The organism is Streptomyces sp. NPDC102490, from assembly GCF_044765285.1.
Taxonomy (GTDB): Bacteria; Actinomycetota; Actinomycetes; order Streptomycetales; family Streptomycetaceae; genus Streptomyces.
Genome location: NZ_JBIWJU010000002.1, coordinates 515704 through 538691, shown reverse-complemented (window position 1 = coordinate 538691; position 22988 = coordinate 515704). Strand labels below are relative to the sequence as shown.

The following is a 22988-nucleotide window of genomic DNA, read 5'->3' as shown; positions in this document are numbered from 1 at the left end:
CGCTTCTTGCCGTCCCGTACCCACTGGACCCGGCAGTTGCTCCCTCGCCGGCTTGGTGTGCGACGACCAGTCGCGATTCCACGACCTCACATCCAGGACTGAATGCGTGGTTCTGCCCTGGTCAGAATGCTCCGGTCCCCGCTGCTGTGGATGCGTGCCGACGGGCTGTTGCTCTTCGACACCGATGGACTCGGAGCGCGCTTCACCGCACAGGCCCGGAAGCTGGCCGCCGCAGGACCACCCCCGGTATCGGCGGAAGAGATCGACGACCGCCGCTACGCGATCACCGATCTCCTGGACGACCTCGCGGGAAGCGACGACCAGAGCGAGCGGTCCGGCCGCCGACGGGCAGGTGACCGTGGACATCGACGGCGTACTGGTCCTTGCGCACTCCGAAAAGCAGGACACCACCGCGACCTGAAAGAAGACCTTCGGTGATCCTCCGCTCGTCGTGTTCGTCGACCACGGCCAGGCCAGTTCCGCAGATCCGGTGGCCGCGCTGCTGCGGCCCGGCAACGCCGGCTCCTACACCGCGAACGAACGCATCACCACCGCTGGGCTCGCCTTGGCCCAACTGACTGGAAACCTGCGCCGGGGTTCGCCTACGCCTGTTCTCCGCCGCCACCCAGTTCGTGAACACTGGCCGCGCCACCGGCTCCGATTCACCGCCCGATGGACCTGGACAGATGTGATCACCCATGCGGTCCAGAGACTCGCCGCCCCGCCGCACCTCGGTTGACCAGCAACTCCGACCGTCCCAACGAGCCGCGCCAGTATCCCGGGACAGTGGAAACCGGCGCCCACCCGACGCGACAGCCGGGCCACCGGTCTGCGCGGCACCGAGGCGACAACCTGAAACGGACCGTTGGAGAAATCCGGCAGCCCATTACGAAAAATCCAGGCTAACGCCTACCGGAATTTCGGCTAAACAGGGTCCAGTGCCAGGCTGCCCCATGGTGACGGGTGTCGAACTCGTTCACTTCGATCCAGCCAGCTTTCCATTTTCCTCTACCGTGATACTTCGCCCGGCATGAGCACTGGCAGTTGGGGCCCTCTGCGTGACGGCAAGCTCCGTTGCACCTCTCGAACGGGTTGAACTCCCGCCCGAGCATGATCACCGCGTTGTAACGAAGGAGGTGCCGTGCCAGCTCGAGGAAGTGACGGGTGGGCACACTCCAACAACCCCGTCTTTCGTTCCATTTGAGGCCATGTGTGCTCGGCAAGAAGCGGCCGATGAACCGCCGTTGCTCTCCTCGGTTCTTACCAGGGAGCCACACGTCTGCCGGGCCCGAGCCGGGCAGCATGACGGCCACGTAGTGGCGGCCTTCATGCATAGGGAGCAGCTCTGGCGCTGGGACTGGGTCATCATCGTGGGAATTCGTGGGGCGGGAGGCGGTGTCGTGGGCGGCTCGAAGTTTCTGGCGGCGATTGACCTTCGCCGCCCGTTCGGTCTGATAGTGCTCTAATTCCACGCCCCTTAGCCAGCGGACGTGTGCGGATGAGCGGTAGGTCGCTGGGCAGAGGGAGGATAAGTATGTCTCCCTCCAGTGCGGGACGATGATGCCGCTTCGGAGATCCACGATCTGATGGCAGAAGCGACATATGGGCGCACCATCCAAGACGTCCGACCTCCGGTGCGGCGGAAGTGGCCCAGCCCCCCCTGCTCTTACCCAGATATACCAGCGGTGTGCGGTGTGCCGGGCATAACCGGCGGATTTCGGCAAGTGCTTCTTGGCCAACCGCAGGTAGCGGCGGCAGACTGCACGACCACAGCGCCGTCCTCCCGCCGGTCAGCGTCCACCCGGACCGTAGCCCGGGTGGGCCGGGCACCGATCCGATGCTCCAGAACGCGAGCTGTGGCGAGACGGGGTTCGACCTCGGTGCAGCGGGCCAGGATGCCGGCCGCCGCCGTGTCGTCGGAGGCTAGGCCACCCTCACCGTCGATGGCCGTGCCGCCCAGGACGACGGTGTCGCCGTGCGGGTAGAAGCACAGCAGGTCCGGTGAGAGGCCGGTGTCCTCGGAAAAGAACTCGGTCAGCCCTGGGTTGGTGACGACGGCGTGCTGGCCGCGGATGGGCCGCAGGTCAGGGTCGGGGAGTAGATCCTTGGCACCGAGGCCAGTGCAGTTGACGATCACGGTGGCCGGGCCGACGTCCGAGAGTGAGGCCAGGCGTCGCCGCTCGACTGTTCCGCCAGCGGCATCAAGCCGATGCAGGAGGTAGTCGAGGTAGGTGGGCATGTCGATCAGCGGCACGGTGAACCGGTAGCCAGCCAAGAAACCGGCCGGTAGTTCAGCCGGCCCGCACGGCCGGAAGCCGGGCAGGTCGGTTGCCCAGGCCGGTGGCGCCTTGGCTGTGCGGGACGCCTCGATGCCACTGGTGAGCCGGACACCCGTGGTCGGATCCTCGACCAGCTCACGGAAGATCTCCAGCGACCGTTGTCCCCAGTGGTTGACCTTGTCCTTCGGTTCGACCAGGTACAGTCCCCACATCGCCCCGGCCGCCAGCGACGTGACGCCCGGCACCTGCTCGGCGATCATATGAACCGAGACCCCGGCCTCGGCGAGAACGACGGCGGTGGTGAGCCCTGCCACCCCGGCCCCGACAACGACGACACGCTCCCCTGCGGCCATGATCCTGACCTTAACGGCCGGGTGGCGTCGACGGGGCGTGTCCAGCGAGCACGCGCATCTGGCCCACCAGCCGCAATCCCACCCACCAGCCCCGAGCCGAAGCCGCCCGGCGACGCACCAGCCGCTCGACACCAACGAACTTGGTCATCCGTCTCACTCTGCGTAGATTGGGCCGCTGCTCCGTCCGATCCGAGTCGTCGGCGCGGCAGGTAAAGGGAAGTCTCGGGCCTTCGTCTTGGAGAGATGTCTGCCGAAGGCCCGCACGCCAAGACCCGCCCTGGTCACCGGGCTCACACCGCGGGGGACGGCGGGCGCCTGCGGTTAGGGCGGGGGCTAACCTCTGCGGAGGAACCTGCTCTGGCCCCGGTGCTTGCCGGTCCTCCTGCCAGCCGTCGGCTGACCCACCGCAGGGCCTTCGCTCGGCTGGGTGGGGCGGTCTGGGCGGTCCTTGCTGAGGAGGGATTACCAGACCCGTTCATGCAGCGCGCGGATGCAGGGTCCGCAGGCGTACATCGGCGCTTGGGCGCCCGCGACACTTGCGGGGCCGATCCACAGGACGCGAGTCCACCGCTGTCCGCAGTAGAGCCAGCAGGCCCCGTCGACCCACTCGTTGCCGTCGTACGTGGTTGCCGGGGCAGGCAGTCCACCGCGTGCGAACTCGGCTACCCCGGGGATCACCCTGTGCCGTAAGACGGCTTCCGTGAGCAAAGCTTGTCCGCACTTCTCTATCAATGGCCTCGCGCCGCCGAGGAAGCGTCCTCCTGCTTCTTGGCGTCGGAGAACAGGAGGGTGGGCTCGGCGAGGATGTCTCGGCCGGCCTCGCTCTTGTAGATCTCGTCGACGCTGCCGAAGCATGCTTCGGAGTAGTCGAGGTCCAGCAGCGCGGCGGCCTGCCGGACCGACGCCTCGTCGGGTCCCTCGATCTCCAGGAAGGTGGGGAGGTCGGGCCAGGTGTCGAAGTCGAAGGCGACCTCGCCCAGGCGCCACTCCTCGCGGTAGTTCTCCTGGTAGCGCACCTCGGTGAGGCCGACCCGGCGCAGGATGTCGGCCACGGCGTGCAGGTCGGCGACCTCGGTCTCGATCTCCTTGGTGCCGTCGATCGTGGTGGCGTCGGTGACCTGCTTGAGCGTGAGCGTCGACCGGTTTCCCTCGTCCCGAAGACGGATCCAGGCACCGCCGTCGAGGGAGTCGTTCTCGAAGATCTTGCGGGTGAGGAGCGTGCGGGGGAACGCCTGGACGGCTCCGAGGGCGGTCAGCTTGGCCTGGAGGCCAGCGGCGTCGACGGCCAGGAACTTCGCCTCGTACTCGTGCTTCATGTGCCCTTCTCTCAGAAGTGATCGGTGAAGGCGGACGTTCGGGCTGCCATGAGCAGGCCCATGCGGTGGGTGTGGTCGTGCGGCTGGCCAACGTGGGGCCGTTCCGTGAACTCGCCCGTGCGCAGGGTGAGCAGGACCTCCCAGTCGCCGAAGAAGTGAGGGAGCAGGCGCTCGGGAGAGGTGTAGTGCTCGGTCATGTGGTGACGTCTCTCGACGGGCATCATGAACTCCGCGCCGAACACACCGCCCGGGCGGACCAGGCGTTACATGCGGTCGACGAACTCGGCGAGCGGGCGGTGGTGGTTGGCACTGTAGTGCCACGAGCAGCTCGTCCAGACCGCCTCACACTGCCCTTCCAAGGGCTCACCCTCGAGGAAGTCGTCCTCAATCACCTGGACACGGGAATGGAGTTCTTCGAGTTTCAGCCGATCGATCAGGCCCATCGCGTGGGCCCCGCTGTCACCCGGAAGGCGTACCTCGCCTCCGTGCAGGGCGAGCGCGTCCCGTTCGATGGCGACGACGCGGTACCCGGCGGCGGCGAGAGGCAGGACAAACTTGCCGTCACTCGCGCCGACGACCACGACGGTGGCGTCAGGGGCGACGCGCTCGCGCAGCGTGGCGAGGAACTGGGGGAAGAAGGTGAGGGTGTGCTCCCACAGGCTCTGGGTCTGCACGGTGGTTCGCTCCTTGCCTGTCGGTTTCTGTGATCACACGGAGGACCTCTTCGGGGCTGCGCCCCGTGGTGTCGACGCAACGCATCGGGAAGGAGGCGTAGGCGTCCGTCACCCGGTCCGTGACGGCTTCGATCAGTGCGTCCCAACGCGTCGCCGGCTTGTTCCGAGCCGCCAGGCGGCGCTGGCGTTCGTCGTCGGCGCAGACGAGGGTGGTACGCGACGGGGGTCGGCAGCCAGCGCGGCAGAGTGACGCCGAGCCGGGCGCCCAGGGCCCGGTGGGTGGCGAGACACCGGGCGAAGTAGCTCTCGACGACTACGGGGACACCGGCGTCGAGGTGGTGCTGGATCTCCTCGGCCGCGGCGAACAGCGCGGAGAGGTAGAGGCACATCCGCGCGTCGGCGTTGGTCCGTTCGTCCACGGCGTGCCTGAGGGGTTGGTACTGGGCCGGCACGGTGGGGATGAGGACGGCGTCTCGGGCGGCGGCGAGCATCGGGGCGATGGTCGACTTGCCGGTGCCCCGTAAGCCTTCGAGGCTCTCGAATCGCGGGTGGTCAGGCACGGGCGTACACCACGTCCGGCACCGCGAGGGCGAGCTCATCCGCAGCAGAGGGCTTGTGGACGATGCGGCCAGCGGTCTTCTCGTACCAGAAGGCATGGGAGTCCTTGCCCACGGCCTTGCAGGACATGGTCAGCGCACCGCGCGGGTCGGCCTCGATGCGGTCGATCTCGCGGGGGCCGCCGATCGGGGCACAGAGCTGTGGGGCGCCGTGCTCGGAGAGGTCCTCGTCGACGATCACCTCCAGAGGCAACTCGGCCGCCGCGAGCTCTTCGCGGAGTCGGCCGTAGGAGGCCGGATCGGTGACCAGCAGTTCGGGGTGGTCGGCAGCATTACCGACAGGCCGCAGGTGGTGGAGCTTGAGTTGCCGGATCCCGAGCCGCGCCAGAATGCCGGCGAGGGGGAGTACCTCGCCGATGTTCCGCGAGGTCACGGTCATGGTCACGCCCGTGGGAACACCGAGGTCTCGCGCCAGGCTCAGGGAGTTGAGGGCGCTCTGGTAGCTGCCGTACCTGCGGATGCCGTCGTTGGTCGATCCGACGCCCTCCAAGGAAACCCTGAGGAGGTCCAGGTGCGGCGCGATCTCGGTCAGTCGGCGTTCGATCCGATACCCGTTGGTGCAGATCTCGACGCGCTGTCCCAGCTCCTCCTTGGCGTTGCGGACGACCTGTGCGAGGTCCCGGTGCACGAACGGCTCCCCGCCGAGCAGGGTCACGGCCTCCGTGCCGTACTCGTCCCGCATCAGGGTAAGGAGGCCGGCGGCCTCTTCGGCGGTGAAGGCGTCCGCGTACTGCAGCCGCTTGCCGTGGAAGCAGTGCAGGCACGTGAAGTTGCAGCGGTAGAGCAGCTGCAGGTACAGCATCCGGATCTTCCTGATCCCGGTGACTTCCCTGATCACTTGGGCTCCTTCGGCTGACTGCCTTTCGGGAACCCGATCCTGACCGTCCGCCCGGGGACCTCGTCACCGCGTTCGGGGACGACTCGAGGACGTCCCGGGACGTTTTCCATCAGCTGTGAACGACTCCAGGACGCCGAGAAGGCGCTTGGTGTCCGCCAGGTCGGGCAGAACCTCGGGTGCGCCGGCCGCCGCCAGCTCCGCGCGACCGTGGATACCGGAGGCGACGGCGACGATCCCGCACCCCGTGGTCAAGGCGGCCTCCACATCACGGGGGGTGTCCCCCACGAGGACGGCGGGAACGTCGGCCCGGACACCACGGAGCCGCTGCGCTCGCTCACGGGCGACCGCGACGAGCTCGGGACGGAGCTCGGCGTCCGCTCCGTAGCCGCCCACCGGCAGGTCCAGCAGCGATTCGAGGCCGAACGCCGACAGCTTCACACGGGCGTTGGCGGCGATGTTGCCGGTCAGGACGGAGGAGACCCAACCGCTGCGGGCGGAGGCGGCCTTCAGCGCCTCATGGGCACCGGGCAAGGCGGCCCCGCGCCTGCACAGCTCGCCCAGGCGCGCTTCCCCCGCCTGGGCGAGCGCCGTCTCGACGGAGTGCCAGTCGGGTACGGGCAGTCCGTCGCGGACGAACATGTCGCGCATGATCAGCCGATCGGGTACGCCCCTCGGTGCGTGCCGGCTCCGTAGGCTCGTGTCCCGATAGGGCCGAGAAGGCGGCGGCGTAGATCTCCTTGCTCTCCCCCGCGTTCTCGACGAGGGTGTGATCGATGTCCCACAGGACGAAGAGCTCCATGGCGCCAGAGTAGGCATTCGGCGGGGGTGCGCTTCAGCGACTACGTCCCGAAACGTCCTTGCGCGATCATGTGCCGCACCGCTTCGATGGCTTCCGTGAACGACCGACTGCGCACCGTGCTCGGCCGAACCACTTTACGTATAAGCAGCGACGAAACGCACAGGTTCGGCAAGTACCGTTGTAGCGGCTGTCAGGTCCGCCAGTCGGGCCGACAGCGTCGCCTCCGCCAGGCGTGGCGGCAGCGCATCCCCGAACTTCAGTCCTCGCACCGCCCGTTCGTCGACAGCAGGAAGGCAGAGCCGGTCCGGAGCCTCGCTCAGGGCTTCCTTCCACACCGGTGGCGTGAGGTCTTCCCGCAGACGGATCCAGTGATCGTTGATGCGCTGGGCTGGCACCGCGATCCCCTCCAACGTGGCGGCCAGCGTCGCGTTCGCCCGGTGGCCTGCCCAGGTCCACCAGCGAAGTTGTCCTGATTCGTCGCGCACGATCAATGTGCCGCCCGGGTGAACCTTCTCCAGGAATACCTCACGCGCCTCCTTGAGCGTCGTGGTGGCACGTTGAGTCAGGGTGACGGGCGAGTCCGTGCCGAGCAGCACCTCGCATACGGCACGGGTGACCTCGAACGAGGTGCCCTGGCCGAAACCGGTGCCGGTCCACTTGGCCTTTCCGCCGCCATCGACCGGCTCGACGAAGCAGCGCTTGCGGTGCCAGTCGATGTAGGTGACCTGCCAGCTGCGGCCGGCGAGGAGGAGCCTGCGGGGGCCGGCGACCCGCTCGGTGAGGAGAGCGGGGGCGGTGCGGCCGATCTCGGTACGGCCCTGCAGGACGGTGAACTGCGGCGGTGCCGTGAAGACGGCAGTGAGGTTCATGAAGTGGCGGTGGCCGAAACGCCGTTCGGCTTCAGGGCCGATGAACAGCATGCCACCGTCCTGGTCCAGGTATCCCACGTCGACCAAATGGCGGACGATCGGCTCGGCCGACCCTCCGAACGGTCCCAGGCCGTTCCACCATTCCTGCCAGAGTCGGTCTCCGACGCGGTGTTCCTGTAGGCAAAGGGCGAGCAGCTGCTGGGCGACGATGTGCCGGGGTTCGGGCGGCGCTGTGACCGGTTCGACCCAGCCTCGCGACCACTGGAGCAACAGTCCCGCGGCAGCCAGGAGCCCGCCTTGGTCGAGGGTGAGGAAGAGGCAGTTCCGGGTCGTGCCGGGGCGGCGTCCGGTGCGGCCCAGGCGCTGCAGGAAGGAGGCGACCGAGGCGGGAGCGTCGATCTGGATGACCCGATCCAGGTCACCGACGTCGATGCCCAGTTCCAGGGTGCTCGTGGCGATGATGACGCAGTCGCGGGCCTCGGCGAACGCGGTTTCCGCGCGTCTGCGTTCGTCGAGGGAGAGGGAGGCGTGCGAGAGGAACGTGGTCACGCCCTTGGCCCGCAGCTTGGCGCCCAGTTCCTCGACCAGGCGCCGTGACTCGCAGAAGACGAGCCGCTTCTCCCCCCGGTGGAGGGCGCTGATGACGGTGGCCGCATTGTCGAGCGAGCCGACGTAGTCGAGCTGGATGTCACCCGGCGGTACGGAGGCCGGCGTCGGCTGTGCCTCGGCCAGGTGGGGCGCGACCACGCGTCCGGGGCGCCGGCCTGCACCGGATCCCTGGAGCCAGGTGAGCAAGGCTTCCGGGTTGCCGACCGTCGCGGAGAGGCCGACGCGCTGCACGGAGCGGCCCACGACGCGTTGCAGGCGCTCCAGTACGGCGAGCAGGTGCCAGCCGCGGTCGTCGCCGGCGAAGGCGTGGACCTCGTCGACGACGACGGCCCGCAGGCCGGAGAAGAAGGACGCGTGGTCGACATTGACGCTGACCAGCATGGCTTCCAGCGACTCGGGGGTGGTGAGCAGCACGTCGGGCCGGGAGGCGAGGATGCGCCGCCGCGCGCCGGTTGGTGTGTCGCCGTGCCACAGGGCTGCGGTCCGGCCGAGCCAGGCGGTGTAGGTCTCCACGCGCGGCAGCAGGTTGTTGAGCAGCGCCTTGAGCGGACACACGTACAGCACCGATGTGCCGGACCAGCCCTGGGCGTGCATCCGGGACAGCAGCGGGAAGCAGGCGGCTTCGGTCTTGCCGCCGGCCGTCGGGGCCAGCAGCAGGGCGTCGTCTCCCGCGCTGAGCGGGGCGACGGCGGCCTTTTGGAGCGGACGCAGGTCCTTCCAGCCCAGGGTGTTGACGATGTGGTGGACCAGCGCCGGTTCGAGGCCGTCGGGGGTGGTCACGGCAGGTCCAGCTCGATGTCGTCCGCCCGGTCGGCGGCGGCGTTGCGCTCGGTGTCCGTCAACTCGCCCGCCGACAGGGTGAGCTGGTAGTGCTTGCGCGGGTCGAAGTCCTCGAACTCGTCGACGCGGTCGAGGACGTCGGCGACGAGCTTGCGCAGGAATACGCGGGGAGCGATGCCGACGTTGCCGCCCAGACCTCCGGTGACGGCGGTGGCGAGTTCGCCGATGTAGGCGTCGTCGACCCGCGCGGTGACCCGCTCGGGGTGGCGGGCCGCGCCCCGGTAGAGGTCCTGCACCTTCCGGCCGAGTTCCCCCAGGCGCGGCAGGTCGAAGCCGGGCAGGCGGAGCTGGACGGCGCGGGGCGAGTCGAAGCGGGCATCCGTGGTGAAGTCGGTGGCGAGCCGCTGGGCCAGGGGCGGGAGCCGCTGGACGCCCTGCTGGCCGTCGTAGAACGCGGGGGTTCCGGTGATGACGAGGAAGAGGCCGGGGAAACGGCCGGCGTCGATCTCGTCGAGGAGCTGGCGCAGTGCGTTGAGGCCCTTCTCCCGGACGTCGCCGCGGACGCGTTGCAGGGTCTCCGTCTCGTCGAGTACGAGGAGCAGGCCCGGGTGGCCGCAGTCGCGCAGCACGGTCAGCAGGCCCTGGAGGAAGCCGAGCGCGGCGAAGTGGTCGAGGTCTCCGCGCACTCCGGCGGCCCGGCGGGCGGAGGCGGCCACGGACTTCTGGCCGCCGAGCCAGGCGATCAGGGCTTCCGCCGTGGCGCCGTCCCCGGCGGTGACGGCACGGCGGTAGCCGCGCAGGGCGGCTGCGAACGCGGGCGTGGTGCGGGCGACGTCGGCGAGCCGGCGTTCCATCAGCGTGTCCACGGCCTCGGCGAGGGCTTCCTCGTCGTCCTCGTCGATCTCCGAGCCGTCGAGGACCTCCTCCTCCAGGGTGTAGAACCATGAGTCGACGACCGCGCGCAGTGCGCTGGGCTGGTGGGTGGCGGTGGCCAGGCGCTCGGTGAGCCGGCGGTAGACGGTCTCCAGCCGGTGCAGCGGTGTCTCGGTCTCGGAGATCTGCACCTCGGCGGTGGCGAGTCCCGCGCGTTTGGCGCGTTCGGCCAGCCAGCGTGCGAAGAAGGTCTTGCCGGAGCCGTAGTCGCCACGGACGGCGTGGAAGGCGGCACCGCCGCGGGTGACGGTGGCCAGGTCGTCGTCCAGGGCGGCTTCGAACCGGTCCAGTCCGACCGCGAACAGGTCGAGACCGGACTGCGGGACGGTGCCGCGCCGCAGGGCGTCGATGACCTCGCGGCGCCGGACCGCGCTCACGGAGGCGGGGTCGGTCACGCCTTCTCCTCCCCCCGGCTCGCCGGCTCGTCCGTCTGCCCGTCCGCTTCGTCGTCCTTCGGCTTCGGCAGGAACTGCTCGCGCAGGAGCGGTACATCGAGTTTGACCGCGTGCCCGCCGTCGATGAACCCGAGGACGGGATACCCCTCGACGTTCAGCAGCCGCTGCACCGTGGCGACGAACCCCTCGATGTTGCGGCGGACCCGTCCGGTCGCGGAGATCGCCGCGGCGAGCGCGGCCGGGGACATCGTCCCGCCCGCTGTGACGAGCGCGTCGACGACCGCGGCCACCACCTTCGCCTCGGGCGCTTTGCGGACGTACTCCTTCTGGGCCGCGTACACCTCGCTGCTCACCACCGTGCTGCCCAGCGACTCGGCCACCGGCGGTCCGGTTTCCGTCCGGGCGGACGGCCGTGCCTCGGCGGCCGGCGCGCGCTCGGAGGGCGCCGGGGGCCGCGCAGGCGAGGAGACCTCCGGCTGATCAGCGGTAATGGCGGCGGACTCAGGAACGTCACGAGTGACGTGCGACCGCCACCAGCCCGGCGTGGACAACTCGCGCGGCAGCGGCACCCAGTCCTTCGGGGCCTCCTCCCCGGTCGGCAGCAGGACGAGCACCGGGACGGTGACTTCGGCCAGGGAGGCTCCGCCGTGGTACCCGGCGCGCCGTCCGGTGTAGCGGATGTCCTCGCGCCACGGCAGGATCACCGCTCCCCCGCCCTCGCGCACCCGCGGGCCGTGGACAGCGATCTCTCCTTCGCCTGCGGCGTCACCGGTGCGCCAACGGGCGGACGCAGCACCCTCTGCGGCGGCCGTCGGGGTGTCGGAGCTGCTGCCGCGCTCCAGGACGTGTCCGTGGTCGGCGACGAGGACGACCGGGCGGCCGTAGCTGCGGGCGGCGGCGAGCAGTTCGCGCAGGTGCGTGACGTCGGCGAGGGACCAGGTGGTGCCGCGGCCGTGCCGGCCGTTGTCCAGTGCCTCGTCGATGGTGTTGAGGACCACGCCCACCACGGCGTCCGAGGCGAGGGCGGTCATAAGTTCGTGCGAGAGCGCGTGGCCCGCCTCGCCGCCGATGGCGGCCTTGTGGAAGAGGGCCGCCGCCTTGCGCCGCCGCTTCCAGAAGGCGGTGAAGCCGCTCGTCTCGGTCGACTGGCCGCCATCAGCTGCCTCACCCGTCAGCAGTGAGACACGGCTGACGCGGGTGATCGAGGGCAGCATCGAGACGGCGGCGAGCCGTGCCGGAATCTCTCCTGCCTCCGGGCGCGGCACGATCTCGCGCCAGCCGTCGCGTTCCGCCTCCTCGCCGAGCTGGGCGGCGACCGCGCTACTCATGCCGTCGAGGACGAGGAGGAGCGGTGACGCTTGGGCGGTCAGCGGGCGTACGACGGTGTCCAGCACGTTCTCGACGACGAGGCAGCCGTCGGGGTGCTGGGCGGTGGCGTGCGCGGCCCAAGCGGCGAGCTTTGGGGCGAACTCCTGATCGAGGCGCTGTCTGCGCTCACGTGCCTGTTCGTAGAGGGTCCGCAGGTCCCGGCCGGTCTCCAGGTCGCCGTCGGGGTCGCCCGCCCACAGCACGGTGAGCGCCCGGTCCATCCAGCCCCAGTCGCATACGTGGGCCCGTACGGCGGCGGCCACGCCGGTGACGGCGGACTCGGGGCCGCTGAGCCAGCGTGCCACCCGTACGGCCGTCTCGGCGGCCTGGACGTGGTCCGGGCGGAGGCCGGCGAGGGCGTGGCCGAGCAGGTCGGCCAGCGTGGCCTGACCGGCGGCCGGGGAACGGAGGGCTTCCGCGACGGTCCGGCGCAGTTGCGCGGTGAAGCTGGAGGGGAGGAAGCGGCTCGCAGTGAGGCCGGGGGTGAGGCCCGCCTTGTCGGCCAGCGCGTCGGCCCGGTCCAGTACGGCGGTGACGCGCCGACGGGCGTCCTGGCTGGTGCGGGCGTCGGCGATCCAGCGGGTGAGGATTCCCTCCACGGCGTCGGTGAACACGGCGAGTTCCGAACGCCGGGGCATGACCTGCCCGAACAGTCCGCCGAGGGCGAGCACCGTGTCGGGCTGGGCGGCGGGGTCCCGCAGTGCGGCGCCGAGCAGTCCGAGCGGCAGGGCGTCGTGGCCGAGTCCGGCCTCGGCGAGGGACAGCAGGACGGGAACGGCCGGTCCCGCGACCTCCGCGAGCCACTTTTTCAGTTCGGCGCGTTCGGTGGCGCTCAGTTCGGCGAACCGCCGGGGACCGGCGGGCGTGCGCGACCAGGCGAGCAGGGCGTCGGCATCGAGGGTGACCTGCCCGTCCTGGCCCGAGGAGCCGTGCGCCGCGCGCAGACCGAGCCGTTCGGCGGTCAGGGCGCGCAGTGCCGCGTCCCGGGTCAGCACTCCGCCGACGCGCGGCCAGCCGTCTTCGGCGGGCTCCGCTTCGACCAGGGCTTCCAGCAACCACCGCTCGCGGTACATGCGCGGGTCCAAGCCGGTGGCCCCGAAGCGCTGGAGGACGACCTCGGCGTTCTCGACGGTGAGGGTCTTGCGCCGTACGGCCCTGCCGCGCACGTCCCAGCCGAGTTGCTCGTCGTCGACGCCCGTCGTCACCACGAGCACGTCGGAGGAGGCGGCTGCGTTCCGGTGCGCGCGCAGGGCGGCGACGACGCCGAGGACGGAGGCTTCGTTCCGTACGTGGACGCGCCGCGCCTCGCCGTCCAGGGTGACGGTGAACCGGGGTGGGGCGCCGGGCGCGTACTGGCCGTGGACGAGCACGAGGCTGCGCTCGCCCAAGTCCTTGGCGTTCGCGGCGAGCAGGGCCTCGACGGTACGGCGGCCCACCCGGGGCAGGGCCGGGGCCATCAGCCGGCGGTCCCTTCGCCGCCCGGTTCCGGCTCGGTTCCGGCGGAACCGCCCTTATCGGGCCCCGTGTCGGAGACCGGCTGCCAGGTGACCTGGATGCGGGTGCCGGGGTGGGCGGCGAGGTAGGCGCGGATCTCGGCGTCGATCCCGGCGACCGTGGTGGCCAGCGTCGCCTCCAACTGGGTGGGCTCGACGAGGTGGACGGTCTGCCTGCGACCGGTCTGGCCCGGGACGGCGGTCTGCGCGCCACCCTGGCCGCGGGAGGCGTCGTCCGGCGTGGAGGGCCGGTCCGGCGTGGGCGTCGAGGGGACGGAGGGCTTGCCGTGGTCGGTGAGGCTGACGTCCTCGGCGGTCGGCTCCGGGGTGACCGGTGCCACGGGCGGAGTGGACGGCTGTGCGGGCTGGGCGAGGCGGGTGGCCTCGCGCATCAGGGCCATGACGGTGTCCGGGAGCCGGTCCAGGACGGGCACGAGTGAAACGGTCTGCTCGTGCTCGCGGGCGGTGCGGTGCACCTCGTCCAGGAACCTGGCCGCCCGCTCGCCGAGGCTGTCCTGTCGTACGGCGAGGTCCCGGCGTACGTCCTCCAGCAGGGACCACTGGGTGCCGCGCAGCGCGGCGGCCACTTCCGGGGCGTGCCGCAGGGCGCCCGCGATCTCCTCGTCGGTCACGTCGTACGCGGCGGCGGCCAGCTCCCGCACGCACGCGGCCGGTTCGGTGGTGCGCAGCAGCCGGGCGACGAGGTCGGCGGCGGCCTTGGTGGACTTCAGACGGGGCGCATCGGCGCCGCCGGGCCCAGTCAGCTCGAGGGGGGCGGCGTGCTGTGTCAGGAGGGTGCGCACTTCGCCGAGGGCCACGCGGTGTTCCTCCGCGACCGCGCGCACGCCTTCGGCGAGCCGGGCGACGTTGCGGGCGAACAGGACCCGGGAGACGGTCCTGCCGAAGATCGTCCCGGCGCGGCCGAGCGCGGTGTGGAACTCGTCCTCGGTGGGCAGTTCCACGGCCCTCAGCCCGTATCCGGGGCCGATCCGCTCCAGCTCCGGCGCTTTGGGCAACGGCGAGGTCTGATAAACCCAGGTGCGGTCGTCGAGCAGGGCGTACGTGGCGATGATCAGGTTGCTGACGTGGCGGTCGAGGCCGGTGTAGCCGAGGTCCTCGATCCAACGGCGGATGTCGTCGACGGACAGTTCCGGGCCGGCGTCGGGGGTCTCGGCGGCCTTCTTGTTGATGCGCAGGCGCCAGTCGGTGGTGACGTTGAGCGGCCCGTCGTGGACCTCACCGAGCTGGAGGGCGTGCACGATCCGGCGGACCACCGGGATCTGCTGGCTGTCGACCACGACGCGCCGGGAGCCGTCCTCCATCGCCCTGGTGATCCATTCGAGCGCGGTCTTCAGCTCGCGGGTGGTGACGGCCTTGCGGGTGAGCCGCGGGTCGAAGTCGGGGTGCTTGGGGTGGCGGGCGCCGAGCAGCCCGTCGGCGAGCAGGAGGAGGTTCTCCTCGAAGCCGACCGCCGGTTCGGGCCGGGTGCGGGTGAAGCCCGGCTGGAGGGAGATCAGGTGGTGGCCCTCGGGGACCTCGGCGCCGGCGGTGCCGGGCTCGGCCCGGTTGATGCCGTAGAGCTGGAGCAGCGCGTCGGCGAGCTGAGTGGTCAGGCTGTCGCGGGACGCCTTGAGCTGGTTGCGGATCTGGACGCGCTCCTCGGCGGGGCGGGTCGCGGTGTGGTCGTCGAGCCGGTCGCGCTCCAGCAGATAGTTGATCTTGAGGAGGCGGCCGAGGCTGCGGGCCTTCTGCTCGGACAGGAAGTGCGGCAGCCAGACGATCGTCGGCGCCGTCTTCCCGGCGCGCTTCATCCGCTCCACCCGCTGCACGTCGTCCATCGGCGAGCGGCCGTGGTCGTCGAAGGGGTAGTCGAAGACGAAGCGGATGTTGCCCTCGGTCTGCGGGGCGAACTCGGCGTCCGGCAGGTGCGGGTCGCGGACGTTGCCGAAGACGAACTCGACGGTGCGCTTGGTGCCGCGCCAGACGACCGTCCGCTCGCACACGAACGCCTGGGCGTCGGGGATGCCCAGCGCCGCCCACAGTTGGTCCTTGATCCACTGGCGGCGGTAGCCGTCCTGGTCGGCGACGCCCTGCACCTCTTCCAGCAGCGGCTCGACGTCCAGGTCGGACAGGTGCAGGTGGAAGACCGGGTCGGCGGGGTCGCCCTCGCTGCGCAGCTCGCCGTCGAAGCCCTCGGCCTGCAGCTCCTGCAGCCGCTTCACGGCGACAGCCCCCGCGTCGCCCACCCGGGTCCTGATGGTGCCGTGGTTCAGCGCGGCGAGTCGGCCGCCGGTGAGCCGGGTCAGGGCGGGCACGTTGGGCGCGAGGGAGGCCAGCAGCAGCGTCTTGACCAGGCGCTCGTCGGTCTGGAAGCGCTTGTCGTCGGCTGAGCCGTACTTCGTCAGCAGGTGCTCGCGGACGCGGGCGTGGAAGCGGTGCGCGATCTCCGACTCCTTGCGGAGCTTCGCGGTGAACGCCTCACCGGTCCGCTCGGCGATCACGTCCCACAGATCGCCTATCGGGATGAGCTGGCCGAGCCGCAGGTCGTCGCGGTGGCGCCGCAGCAGCTCCTGCACCAACTTGAGGCCGGTCCGCTCGCGCTGCAGTGCACCGGACAGGTCGACCAGCACGTTGAGCAGTGCCGGGGACAGCGGATACAGGGTGCGGAAGTCGTCCCAGCTCGCCTCGGTGCGTCCCTGCGCGTCGAGCAGCACCTGCCGCACCTCGTCCCGCGAGGACTCCACGAGCTTGAACGCGTCGTCGCGCGCCTGCTCCATGCCCGGACGGGGGGCGAGCACACGGTGCTTGATGATCTCGACGAGGTTGCTGTCCTCCAGTTCCACGACGTCGATCCGGCCGGCGAGGTAGTCGACCTGCTGTTCCAGGTTCTGCACGTCGGCGCCCGCGACGTCGGAGCCGATCAGCTGGGACAGGTCACGCTGGCGGGAGATGAAGGAGACGATCGGCACCGGCCGGCCGCTGTCGGCGGACTCGATCAGCTTGACCAGTCGCTGCACCTGGTCGCGGACGAAGTCCTGGTCGCCCATGTGCGCCTGGAGCCACAGGATCAGCTCGTCGAGGAAGAGGACGACGCCGTCGTAACCGAGCGACTGCGCGTGGCGGGAGACGACCTTGAGGCCGTTCTCCAGCGGGATGAAGGACTGCGCGTCACCGCGGGCGGCCTGCGTGTACGCGGCCATGGGCCCGGTCAGCAGCGCCGACACCAGCCGCTCCCGCTCCTCGCTGCCGGGCGGCGCGGCGAAGGCGCGGTCCAGCTCGGCGGTGCTCCAGCCGCCCGCACCCGGCAGGTCGGCTCCGCCGTCGATGCCCGGCAGGTCGTCCTCGTCGTCCTCGCCCGCGCCACCGGAGGTGGCCGTCGCCCCGGCGCCGAGCCACTGCCGGAACTTGTCGTCGTCGCCGAGGAACGTCCGCTGCCGGTCGGCGTCGGCGAGCAGGGCGTCCGACCGGTAGACGGCCGGGGTCGGCGCCTCCGGGTGCAGCTCCCGCACGGTGTGGACGTACCCGCCGAGCAGCGCCGAGTCCAGGTCGGTCGACCCGACCAGGTGATACGGCACCATCAGGAACCGGCTGCCGCCCAGCCAGTCCCGGTGCTCGGCGACGACCTCCTTAAGCCCCGGCTTGTCCAGCGCCCCCTCGTGGCCGTTCAGCACCGCGTGCAGCACGGTGAGGAAGTGGCTCTTACCGGCGCCGAAGGAGCCGTGCAGGTAGGCGGCGTGCGAGTCGCCCGTACGGACGGCCTTGGCCACGATGCCGAGCGCCTTGCGGAACGCCTTCCGCAACTGCTCGGTGACGACGTACTCCGCCACCCGCTCGTCGGCCTCGTGGAAGCCCTGGGAGAGGTCGACCTTAAAATCGCCCGCGTGGACGTCCTCCTTGATGTCGATGACATCCCGGAGGAACAGCTCTGTGGTCGACATCAGGCGATCATTCCCTCACTGTGCTGGCGGCCGGCCCGGACAGCGCCCCCCACTGGCGTTCGGCGCGACGTCCATCTTGCCAGGTGAGTCCGACAGGGGGAGGGGAGATCGCAACCGCTTCCGGAACGGAGTCTCACAGCGGGTGACGAGTGCGGCGCTGACCGCCCGGCGCGGCTACCCGGAGTGTCCGGCCGCATCCGGACGGAGGTCCAGCTCCGCCCACACGGTCTTGCCGGGACCGGTGCGCTCCGTCACGCCCCAACGGGAGGCCAGGGCCTCGACCAGCAGCAGTCCCCGGCCTCCGTCGGCATCGGCGGGCGGGAGCAGCCACGCGGGCAGGGCGGGGTGGGTGTCGGACACCTCGACGCGCAGGAGCCCGGCGGCGGGCGTGTGGACCAGGCGCAGCGCGAAGTCGCGCCCCGGGACGCGTCCGTGGAGTACGGCGTTGGCGCTCAGCTCCGCGACGATCAGCAGGGCGGCGTCGGAAGCGGAGGTGCCGTGCGGCACGCCCCAGGTGTCGAGCTGGTGCGCGGCGAGTCTGCGGGCGAGGCGGGCGCCCCGCCGGGTCGCGGACAGGCGCTGGGCGAACGCACGTACGGTGACGATGCCTTGGGGCTGTTGCGTCGGCATGGGGTTCACCGTCCCGCCGCCGCGACCCCGCCGAACAGGACCGACGCTGGTACAGATACGCCTGTACTGGTTCACCCGCTGGACTGGGCGGGTCACCGTGCGTGACCATAGGGCGGGTTCGGTGTGTGCAAAGGGGCACGGGAGGCGGGCTGCATGGCGACGGGCAACGGCGGCGGGGTCGGCAGCGGGGGTACGGGTGGAGGCGCCGGTACGGGCGGCTCCAACGGCGAGCACGACCTGTCCGACAGCCTCAAGACCTTCGGGGCCGTACTGAAGGCCCTGCGGGAGGAGGCCCGCCTCACCCAGGAGGAGTTCGCGCAGCGGGTGCAGTACTCCGCGCACTACGTGGCCAAGATCGAGCAGGGCAAGCGGTTCCCTCCAGGGGATCTCCCCGAGCGTGCCGAGCTGGCGCTGGGTGCCGCCTCGGCGAAGGTGCTGGCCGCTGCGGCGCGGAGTCTGACGCGTAGGGCGGGGCTTGCTTCCTGGTTCCGGCAGTGGGCGGGGATCGAGGAGGAGGCGGTGTCGTTGTATGCGTACGAGTGCCGCGCGATTCCTTGGTTACTGCAGCCTGAGCCGTATATCCGCGCGATTTTTGAGCGAAGGTTGCCGCCGGTCACCGAGGAACAGCTTGAGCGAGAAGTGACCGCACGCCTGGAACGTCAGCGGCTGTTGGCAGAACGGCCGAACACAGCCTTCGCCTTCGTCATCGAGCAGGCTTTACTGGTCCGACGGGTAGGAGGCCATGAGGTGACCGGGGCTGTCATCGACCACCTCCTGGCAACCGGCACGCGCCGCAATGTGGAGATCCAGATCATGCCGTTGTGCCAAGAAGACCACACCGGTGTGGACGGGCAGATGTACTTGGCCGAGACTCCGGCCCACCAGTGGGTCGGCTACACGGAGGGGCAGCGGTCCAGCAGTCTGATCACAGCTCCGAAAGACGTGAGCGTTCTTCTCCAGCGCTATGGCAGGCTGCGTTCGCACCCTCGACTGCAGGGCCTCCGTGAGCTTGCTGAAAGAGATGCGAGGAGCGCTATGAGCACCACTGAGCTGAGCTGGTTCAAGAGCAGTTACAGCGGCAGTGAGGGCGACAACTGCGTCGAGGTTGCCATCGCGCCCGGGGCTGTGCACATACGGGACTCCAAGGAGACCCGGATCAAGCCGCTGGCGGTCTCCCCCACCGCTTGGTCGGCGTTCACCTCGCACGTTTCCGGCAACGATCGCTGAGCATCCCGCCGACGGGCGGGGAGGGCACAGGGCCGCTCTCCCCGCACAGCTCTATTCGTCGTCCGGCGCGGATTGTCCGGGCGCCTCCTTGCGCTGCGCAGGCTTCCGGCCACGGGTCTTGCGTACCGGCCGCCAGTCCCTCATCTGCGCCTCGCTCACCCCGTGGGTGCGCAAGTAACGCTGGAACTCCGCCTCCAGGTCCTCGGCCGGTGAGCCCTCCCACTCCTCGTCGTACGCGCTGTACCACTGGCGCACCCACGGCATGACCTCGTGCAGCCCCGCGAGCAGCGGGACGAGGCGTTCCGCGCCCCAGGCGTCGCTCCTGACCCGCGTGTCGACGAGCTGGGTGAGGGCCAGTGCCTGGGCCTTGTGGTCCCAGCCGGCCCAGCCGAGCATCAGCGTGGAGTCGCTGTCCGGGCCCGCCTCCGGGTAGGAGATGAACCGTTCCTTGGGTACGTCGAGCTTGCCGCGGTGGGACCAGTAGGACAACTTGAGGAAATCCGAGGACTTGTACTTCGTGGGCGGGTCGATGTCGAGCCGCTGCCCCGTACGGTCCTCCTCGCGCTGCTTCTCCCAGACCTTCTCCCACTCGCGGCGGGTGCGCAGGCCGGAGTCCTTGTAGCGCATGGCAGCGAGGTAGGGGACGTGCTCGTCGGCAATGATCTCGTTGAGGATCTGCGCAAGGGGGAGGTCCGGCTTCTTCAGATGGTCGGCTGCGTAGAGCGCGGCGACGGCCGTGATGTCGGGGTCGGAACCGAGCCGGTCGGCGAGGTTGTTGACGGTCAGCGTCCGAGGGCGCCGCAGTCCGTCACGCACCTCGAACCACAGGTCCTCGTCCTCGCAGCGGTCCAGCAGCCAGGTGCGGACCGCGGTTCGCTCCTTCTTCTCCCAGGAGTCGGCGGCCCAGCGGCGCTTGCACTCGGGGCGCTCGATGAGGGCGATGTCCTTACGGCGGGTGATGAGGTCGATCCGGGCTTGGACGATGTTGCAGTACCAGTCGGGCCAGTGGGCGGGGATCTCGGTGACGGGCGTTGAGCCGTGGCGCCGGAACCAGGCGGTGTCCAGCTCACCGGCTGCGGCCTTCCGCGCGAGCACGATCTCGAAGGCCCGCTCACCGAGCTTGACCTCGGGGATGGTGTCGGGGTCGGGTGACGGGGTCGTGATTCGGGCTACTTCGGCGTCACTGAGCAACCCGTAGAGGCCGTAGACCTGCCAGTCCAACTCCTCCTGGAGGGCAATGACTCGACGCCGGAGCTCGGCATGTTCTGCCTGCGCGTCATCAAGCGCCTGTCGTTGCGGGACGCCGTCAGCGCACACCGCTGACGGCTCCAACTTGGCCAACTTCTGTGCCTGGGCATCAAGGAGGCGGCCGAGGTAGAGCGGGAGCTTGGCCGGAAGGGGAAACTCTTGCAGCTTAGTGCCGGTGAACTCGTAGCGCTCCTCCCATTCCTCGTCCTGAAGCCCTCGACCGAGACCACTGCCGCCCTTGCCCTGACTGACCTGCTTCAACCAGAAGCAAGCCGCCGAAGAATTGAGCACCCCCAGCAACTCCAGGTGCTCATCCTCCCCGGCCCCCTCGGGCAGCTTGATCACGGGTGCGGACTGCTTGAACACCTTCCCGCCCCGGTCCAGCACGAAGTGGTTGTGCGTCGCCACGAACGCGAACGCGATGCCCAACGGCACTGAGTAGCGTTCCGGATGCCACCGGCTCCACTCGTACCAGGTCAGACCAATCTCTTCATGCGTACCGCCAGGCTCGCGGCGCAGCCGGAGCATGCTGCGCTGCGTCCACAGCAACCGCTGGGAAGAGAGGTCGGAGAGGTCTGCGGACAGCTCCTGACTGTATGGGAACAGCGCCTCGGTCTCGGGTTCGAGGTCCCAGTCCCGGATGACGGTGCCCTCCACCAAGGGCACCGTCCGGCTTTCAGGCACCCCGTGCCTGGCCCAGCTCCCGGGCGGAGCGAAGTACGCCTCATCCGCGCCTGTGTGCGTGGTGCGGCCGATCAGCTTCACGCGCGAGCCCAGCAGCTCCGATCCCGCAGCCGTGAGCTGACCGAATACCTCGGAGGCACCGCCACCACTCAGCGACCAAGGGGCCTCGGCGAAGTGAGGGCGATCGATGTCCGCTACCGAGACCCAGTCCCTCTCGCTGCCCGGCCGGTCGACGTAGGTGACGATCTCCTTCCAGACCCGCCCTTCGGCAGCGTTCTTGGGTTGCTCAGGCTCCCCCCGTACGCCGAGCACCGCCCGGATGGTCCGGCTGCCGCTGGGCACACGATTGCGCCCCACCAGAATCACCGTGGGAGTGCCGTGCCCCGGAATGTAGGCACCCGAGGTGTCGATAACGTGCGACAGCTCGACCCTGTTCCGGAAGACTGTCTCGATGAGGTTGCGGCCGAACTCCCGCTTCATGAAAGAGTTTGCAGTGATCTGCCCAACGAATCCACCACCGCCTTGCCGCCCGCCTGCTCCCTTCACCGCAAGCTCGAACATGCGCTGCGCGAACGGCACAGAGAGGGCGAAGAGGCCGACGCAGGCGTCATAGCCCTTCTTGTAGTTCTCCTTCTCCTGCCTGTCCTTCACCGTGATGTACGGCGGATTCCCCACCACCACGTGATACGACCCCCGCCCCAGCAGGTCGACCCTCTTCGCGTACTCCCACACGTCCTCCGTGGCGTACGCGTACGCCTCTTCCTCCTCGCGCCCCACGACCGCCTCCGCGAACAGCGTGTCCAGGTCGGTCTGGATACCGGCCGCGTCCCTGCCGTGCAACAGCGAGTCGCCCACGGCCACGTTGATGGGGAACGGCGGCGCGTCCGCCAGTCGCCGCGCGCCCGCCGCGCGCATCGCGGCGACCAGGAGCCGGAAGCGGGCGATGCTCGCGGCGAAGGGGTTCTTGTCGCAGCCGTGGACGGACTCCAGCACCCGGCGCACCAGCGTCCAGGCGTCCGTACCGGGTTCCGCCTGGCGCCACTTATCCAGGAGCCGGTGGAAGATGCCGAGCAGGAAGTGGCCGGAGCCGCACGCCGGGTCAATGGTGCGCAGGCCGCGGCGTTCGCGGCCGTCCGGGCCGGTCCAGGCCGGGTTGAGGCCGAAGCCCTGCCCGTCATCGGCGATCGCCGGTTCCAGGGTCAGGTCGAGGATGAACTCCTCCACGAACTCCGGGGTCTGGAGCAGCGCGTATGTCTTGCGGGCGTGCTCACTCAGGTCCTGGTAGAGGTCGCCGAGGAAGCGGGTGTCCCACTCGGAGTCGGTGAAGTCGTAGCGGATCTCGCCGTCCGCGCCCCAACGGCGCCAAAACATCAGCAGTTCCGTCGCCGTCTCGTAGCCGGGAGTCAGGCCCCACAGCGGGTTGTGGCGCTCGTCGAAGAGGCCGGCGGCCGTCTCGTTGGTGCTCGCCAGGTGGCGGAACGCCTCGATGAGCCAGTCGCGGTTGTTGTGGTGCGGGTAGGTGCGGAAGTGGGCCTCGTGCCGGGCCTCGGCCTCGGCGAGGCGCTCGCCGGGACCGGCGAGGAACGGTTCGTCGATCAGACCGTTGTCCTCGCAGAAGCGGACGAAGACACAGCCCAGCACCCAAGCCACCGCGGCCTGCGTGACGCGCTCGTCGCGCCAGGCCGGGTAGGACAGGGCGGTGCGCCGGGCCTCCTTCGCCTCACGCCACTCGCGGTCGAGGCGCGTGCGGAACTCCTCCTCGGACGCGCTGCGCGACCGCAGGTCGTCCTCCAGGTCGACGACCAGCTTCTTCAGGTCTTTGAGCAGGGCCGCCTTGTCCGTGCCCGTAGTCGTCACCGTCACTTTTCGCTTCCTTCTCCCTGCACCGCGTCAGCGCCCCACCGCGTCAGCCGCGGACCGGATCTCCCATCCTGCCGC

12 protein-coding genes and 4 pseudogenes are annotated in these 22988 nt (G+C 69.9%); 4 read left to right on the top strand and 12 right to left on the bottom strand.

Going from position 1 to position 22988, the window contains the following annotated elements:
* Positions 1 to 120 precede the first annotated feature (120 nt).
* Positions 121 to 333 (top strand): annotated as a pseudogene (locus tag ACIRGB_RS05890) (nucleotidyltransferase domain-containing protein); the annotation flags it as partial.
* 7 nt (positions 334 to 340) lie between these two features.
* A pseudogene (locus tag ACIRGB_RS05885) lies at positions 341 to 607 on the top strand (IS1380 family transposase); the annotation flags it as partial.
* 1059 nt (positions 608 to 1666) lie between these two features.
* On the opposite strand, the gene ACIRGB_RS05880 reads toward ACIRGB_RS05885, so the two are convergent.
* The 11 genes and pseudogenes from ACIRGB_RS05880 to ACIRGB_RS05830 form a co-directional block, all read right to left on the bottom strand.
* Positions 1667 to 2632: an FAD-dependent oxidoreductase gene (locus tag ACIRGB_RS05880; RefSeq protein WP_403859024.1), complete on the bottom strand. Its 966-nt coding sequence runs from the start codon at positions 2630 to 2632 to the stop codon at positions 1667 to 1669.
* Positions 2633 to 3360: 728 nt separating this feature from the next.
* Positions 3361 to 3948 (bottom strand): class IV adenylate cyclase, encoded by a 588-nt coding sequence (locus ACIRGB_RS05875; protein WP_403859022.1) that lies wholly within the window; start codon positions 3946 to 3948, stop codon positions 3361 to 3363.
* Positions 3949 to 3959: 11 nt separating this feature from the next.
* Positions 3960 to 4145, bottom strand: coding sequence for a hypothetical protein (locus ACIRGB_RS05870; RefSeq protein WP_403859020.1), 186 nt, complete (start codon positions 4143 to 4145; stop codon positions 3960 to 3962).
* Positions 4146 to 4211: 66 nt separating this feature from the next.
* The gene (locus ACIRGB_RS05865; RefSeq protein WP_403859018.1) at positions 4212 to 4622 is read right to left on the bottom strand and encodes a hypothetical protein; all 411 of its coding nucleotides are present in this window, start codon (positions 4620 to 4622) and stop codon (positions 4212 to 4214) included.
* 552 nt (positions 4623 to 5174) lie between these two features.
* The gene (locus ACIRGB_RS05860; protein WP_403859016.1) at positions 5175 to 6077 is read right to left on the bottom strand and encodes a radical SAM protein; all 903 of its coding nucleotides are present in this window, start codon (positions 6075 to 6077) and stop codon (positions 5175 to 5177) included.
* A gap of 63 nt (positions 6078 to 6140) precedes the next feature.
* Positions 6141 to 6876, bottom strand: a pseudogene (locus tag ACIRGB_RS05855) (HAD family hydrolase).
* 134 nt (positions 6877 to 7010) lie between these two features.
* Complete coding sequence (locus tag ACIRGB_RS05850) at positions 7011 to 9134, bottom strand: DEAD/DEAH box helicase (protein WP_403859014.1); 2124 nt, start codon at positions 9132 to 9134, stop codon at positions 7011 to 7013.
* Positions 9131 to 10462 carry a BREX system ATP-binding protein BrxD gene (gene brxD / locus ACIRGB_RS05845; RefSeq protein ID WP_403859012.1) on the bottom strand — a complete coding sequence of 444 codons (1332 nt, stop codon included), beginning with the start codon at positions 10460 to 10462 and terminating at the stop codon, positions 9131 to 9133. Before brxD ends, ACIRGB_RS05850 begins: the two co-directional genes overlap by 4 nt.
* The gene (pglZ, locus tag ACIRGB_RS05840) at positions 10459 to 13287 is read right to left on the bottom strand and encodes a BREX-2 system phosphatase PglZ (RefSeq protein ID WP_403859010.1); all 2829 of its coding nucleotides are present in this window, start codon (positions 13285 to 13287) and stop codon (positions 10459 to 10461) included. The genes brxD and pglZ overlap by 4 nt, the downstream gene beginning before the upstream one ends.
* Positions 13287 to 17261, bottom strand: coding sequence for a PglY protein (locus ACIRGB_RS05835; RefSeq protein ID WP_403859008.1), 3975 nt, complete (start codon positions 17259 to 17261; stop codon positions 13287 to 13289). The genes pglZ and ACIRGB_RS05835 overlap by 1 nt, the downstream gene beginning before the upstream one ends.
* Positions 17262 to 17435: 174 nt before the next feature.
* Complete coding sequence (locus ACIRGB_RS05830) at positions 17436 to 17891, bottom strand: ATP-binding protein (protein ID WP_403859006.1); 456 nt, start codon at positions 17889 to 17891, stop codon at positions 17436 to 17438.
* Between the two features lie 153 nt (positions 17892 to 18044).
* Between ACIRGB_RS05830 and ACIRGB_RS05825 the strand changes: the two are divergent.
* A pseudogene (locus tag ACIRGB_RS05825) lies at positions 18045 to 18930 on the top strand (Scr1 family TA system antitoxin-like transcriptional regulator).
* Positions 18927 to 19118: a DUF397 domain-containing protein gene (locus ACIRGB_RS05820; RefSeq protein ID WP_403859004.1), complete on the top strand. Its 192-nt coding sequence runs from the start codon at positions 18927 to 18929 to the stop codon at positions 19116 to 19118. Before ACIRGB_RS05825 ends, ACIRGB_RS05820 begins: the two are co-directional and overlap by 4 nt.
* Before the next feature lie 51 nt (positions 19119 to 19169).
* On the opposite strand, the gene pglX is transcribed toward ACIRGB_RS05820, so the two are convergent.
* Positions 19170 to 22913, bottom strand: a complete 3744-nt coding sequence (gene pglX, locus ACIRGB_RS05815; protein WP_403859002.1) for a BREX-2 system adenine-specific DNA-methyltransferase PglX — start codon at positions 22911 to 22913, stop codon at positions 19170 to 19172.
* Positions 22914 to 22988: the final 75 nt, after the last annotated feature.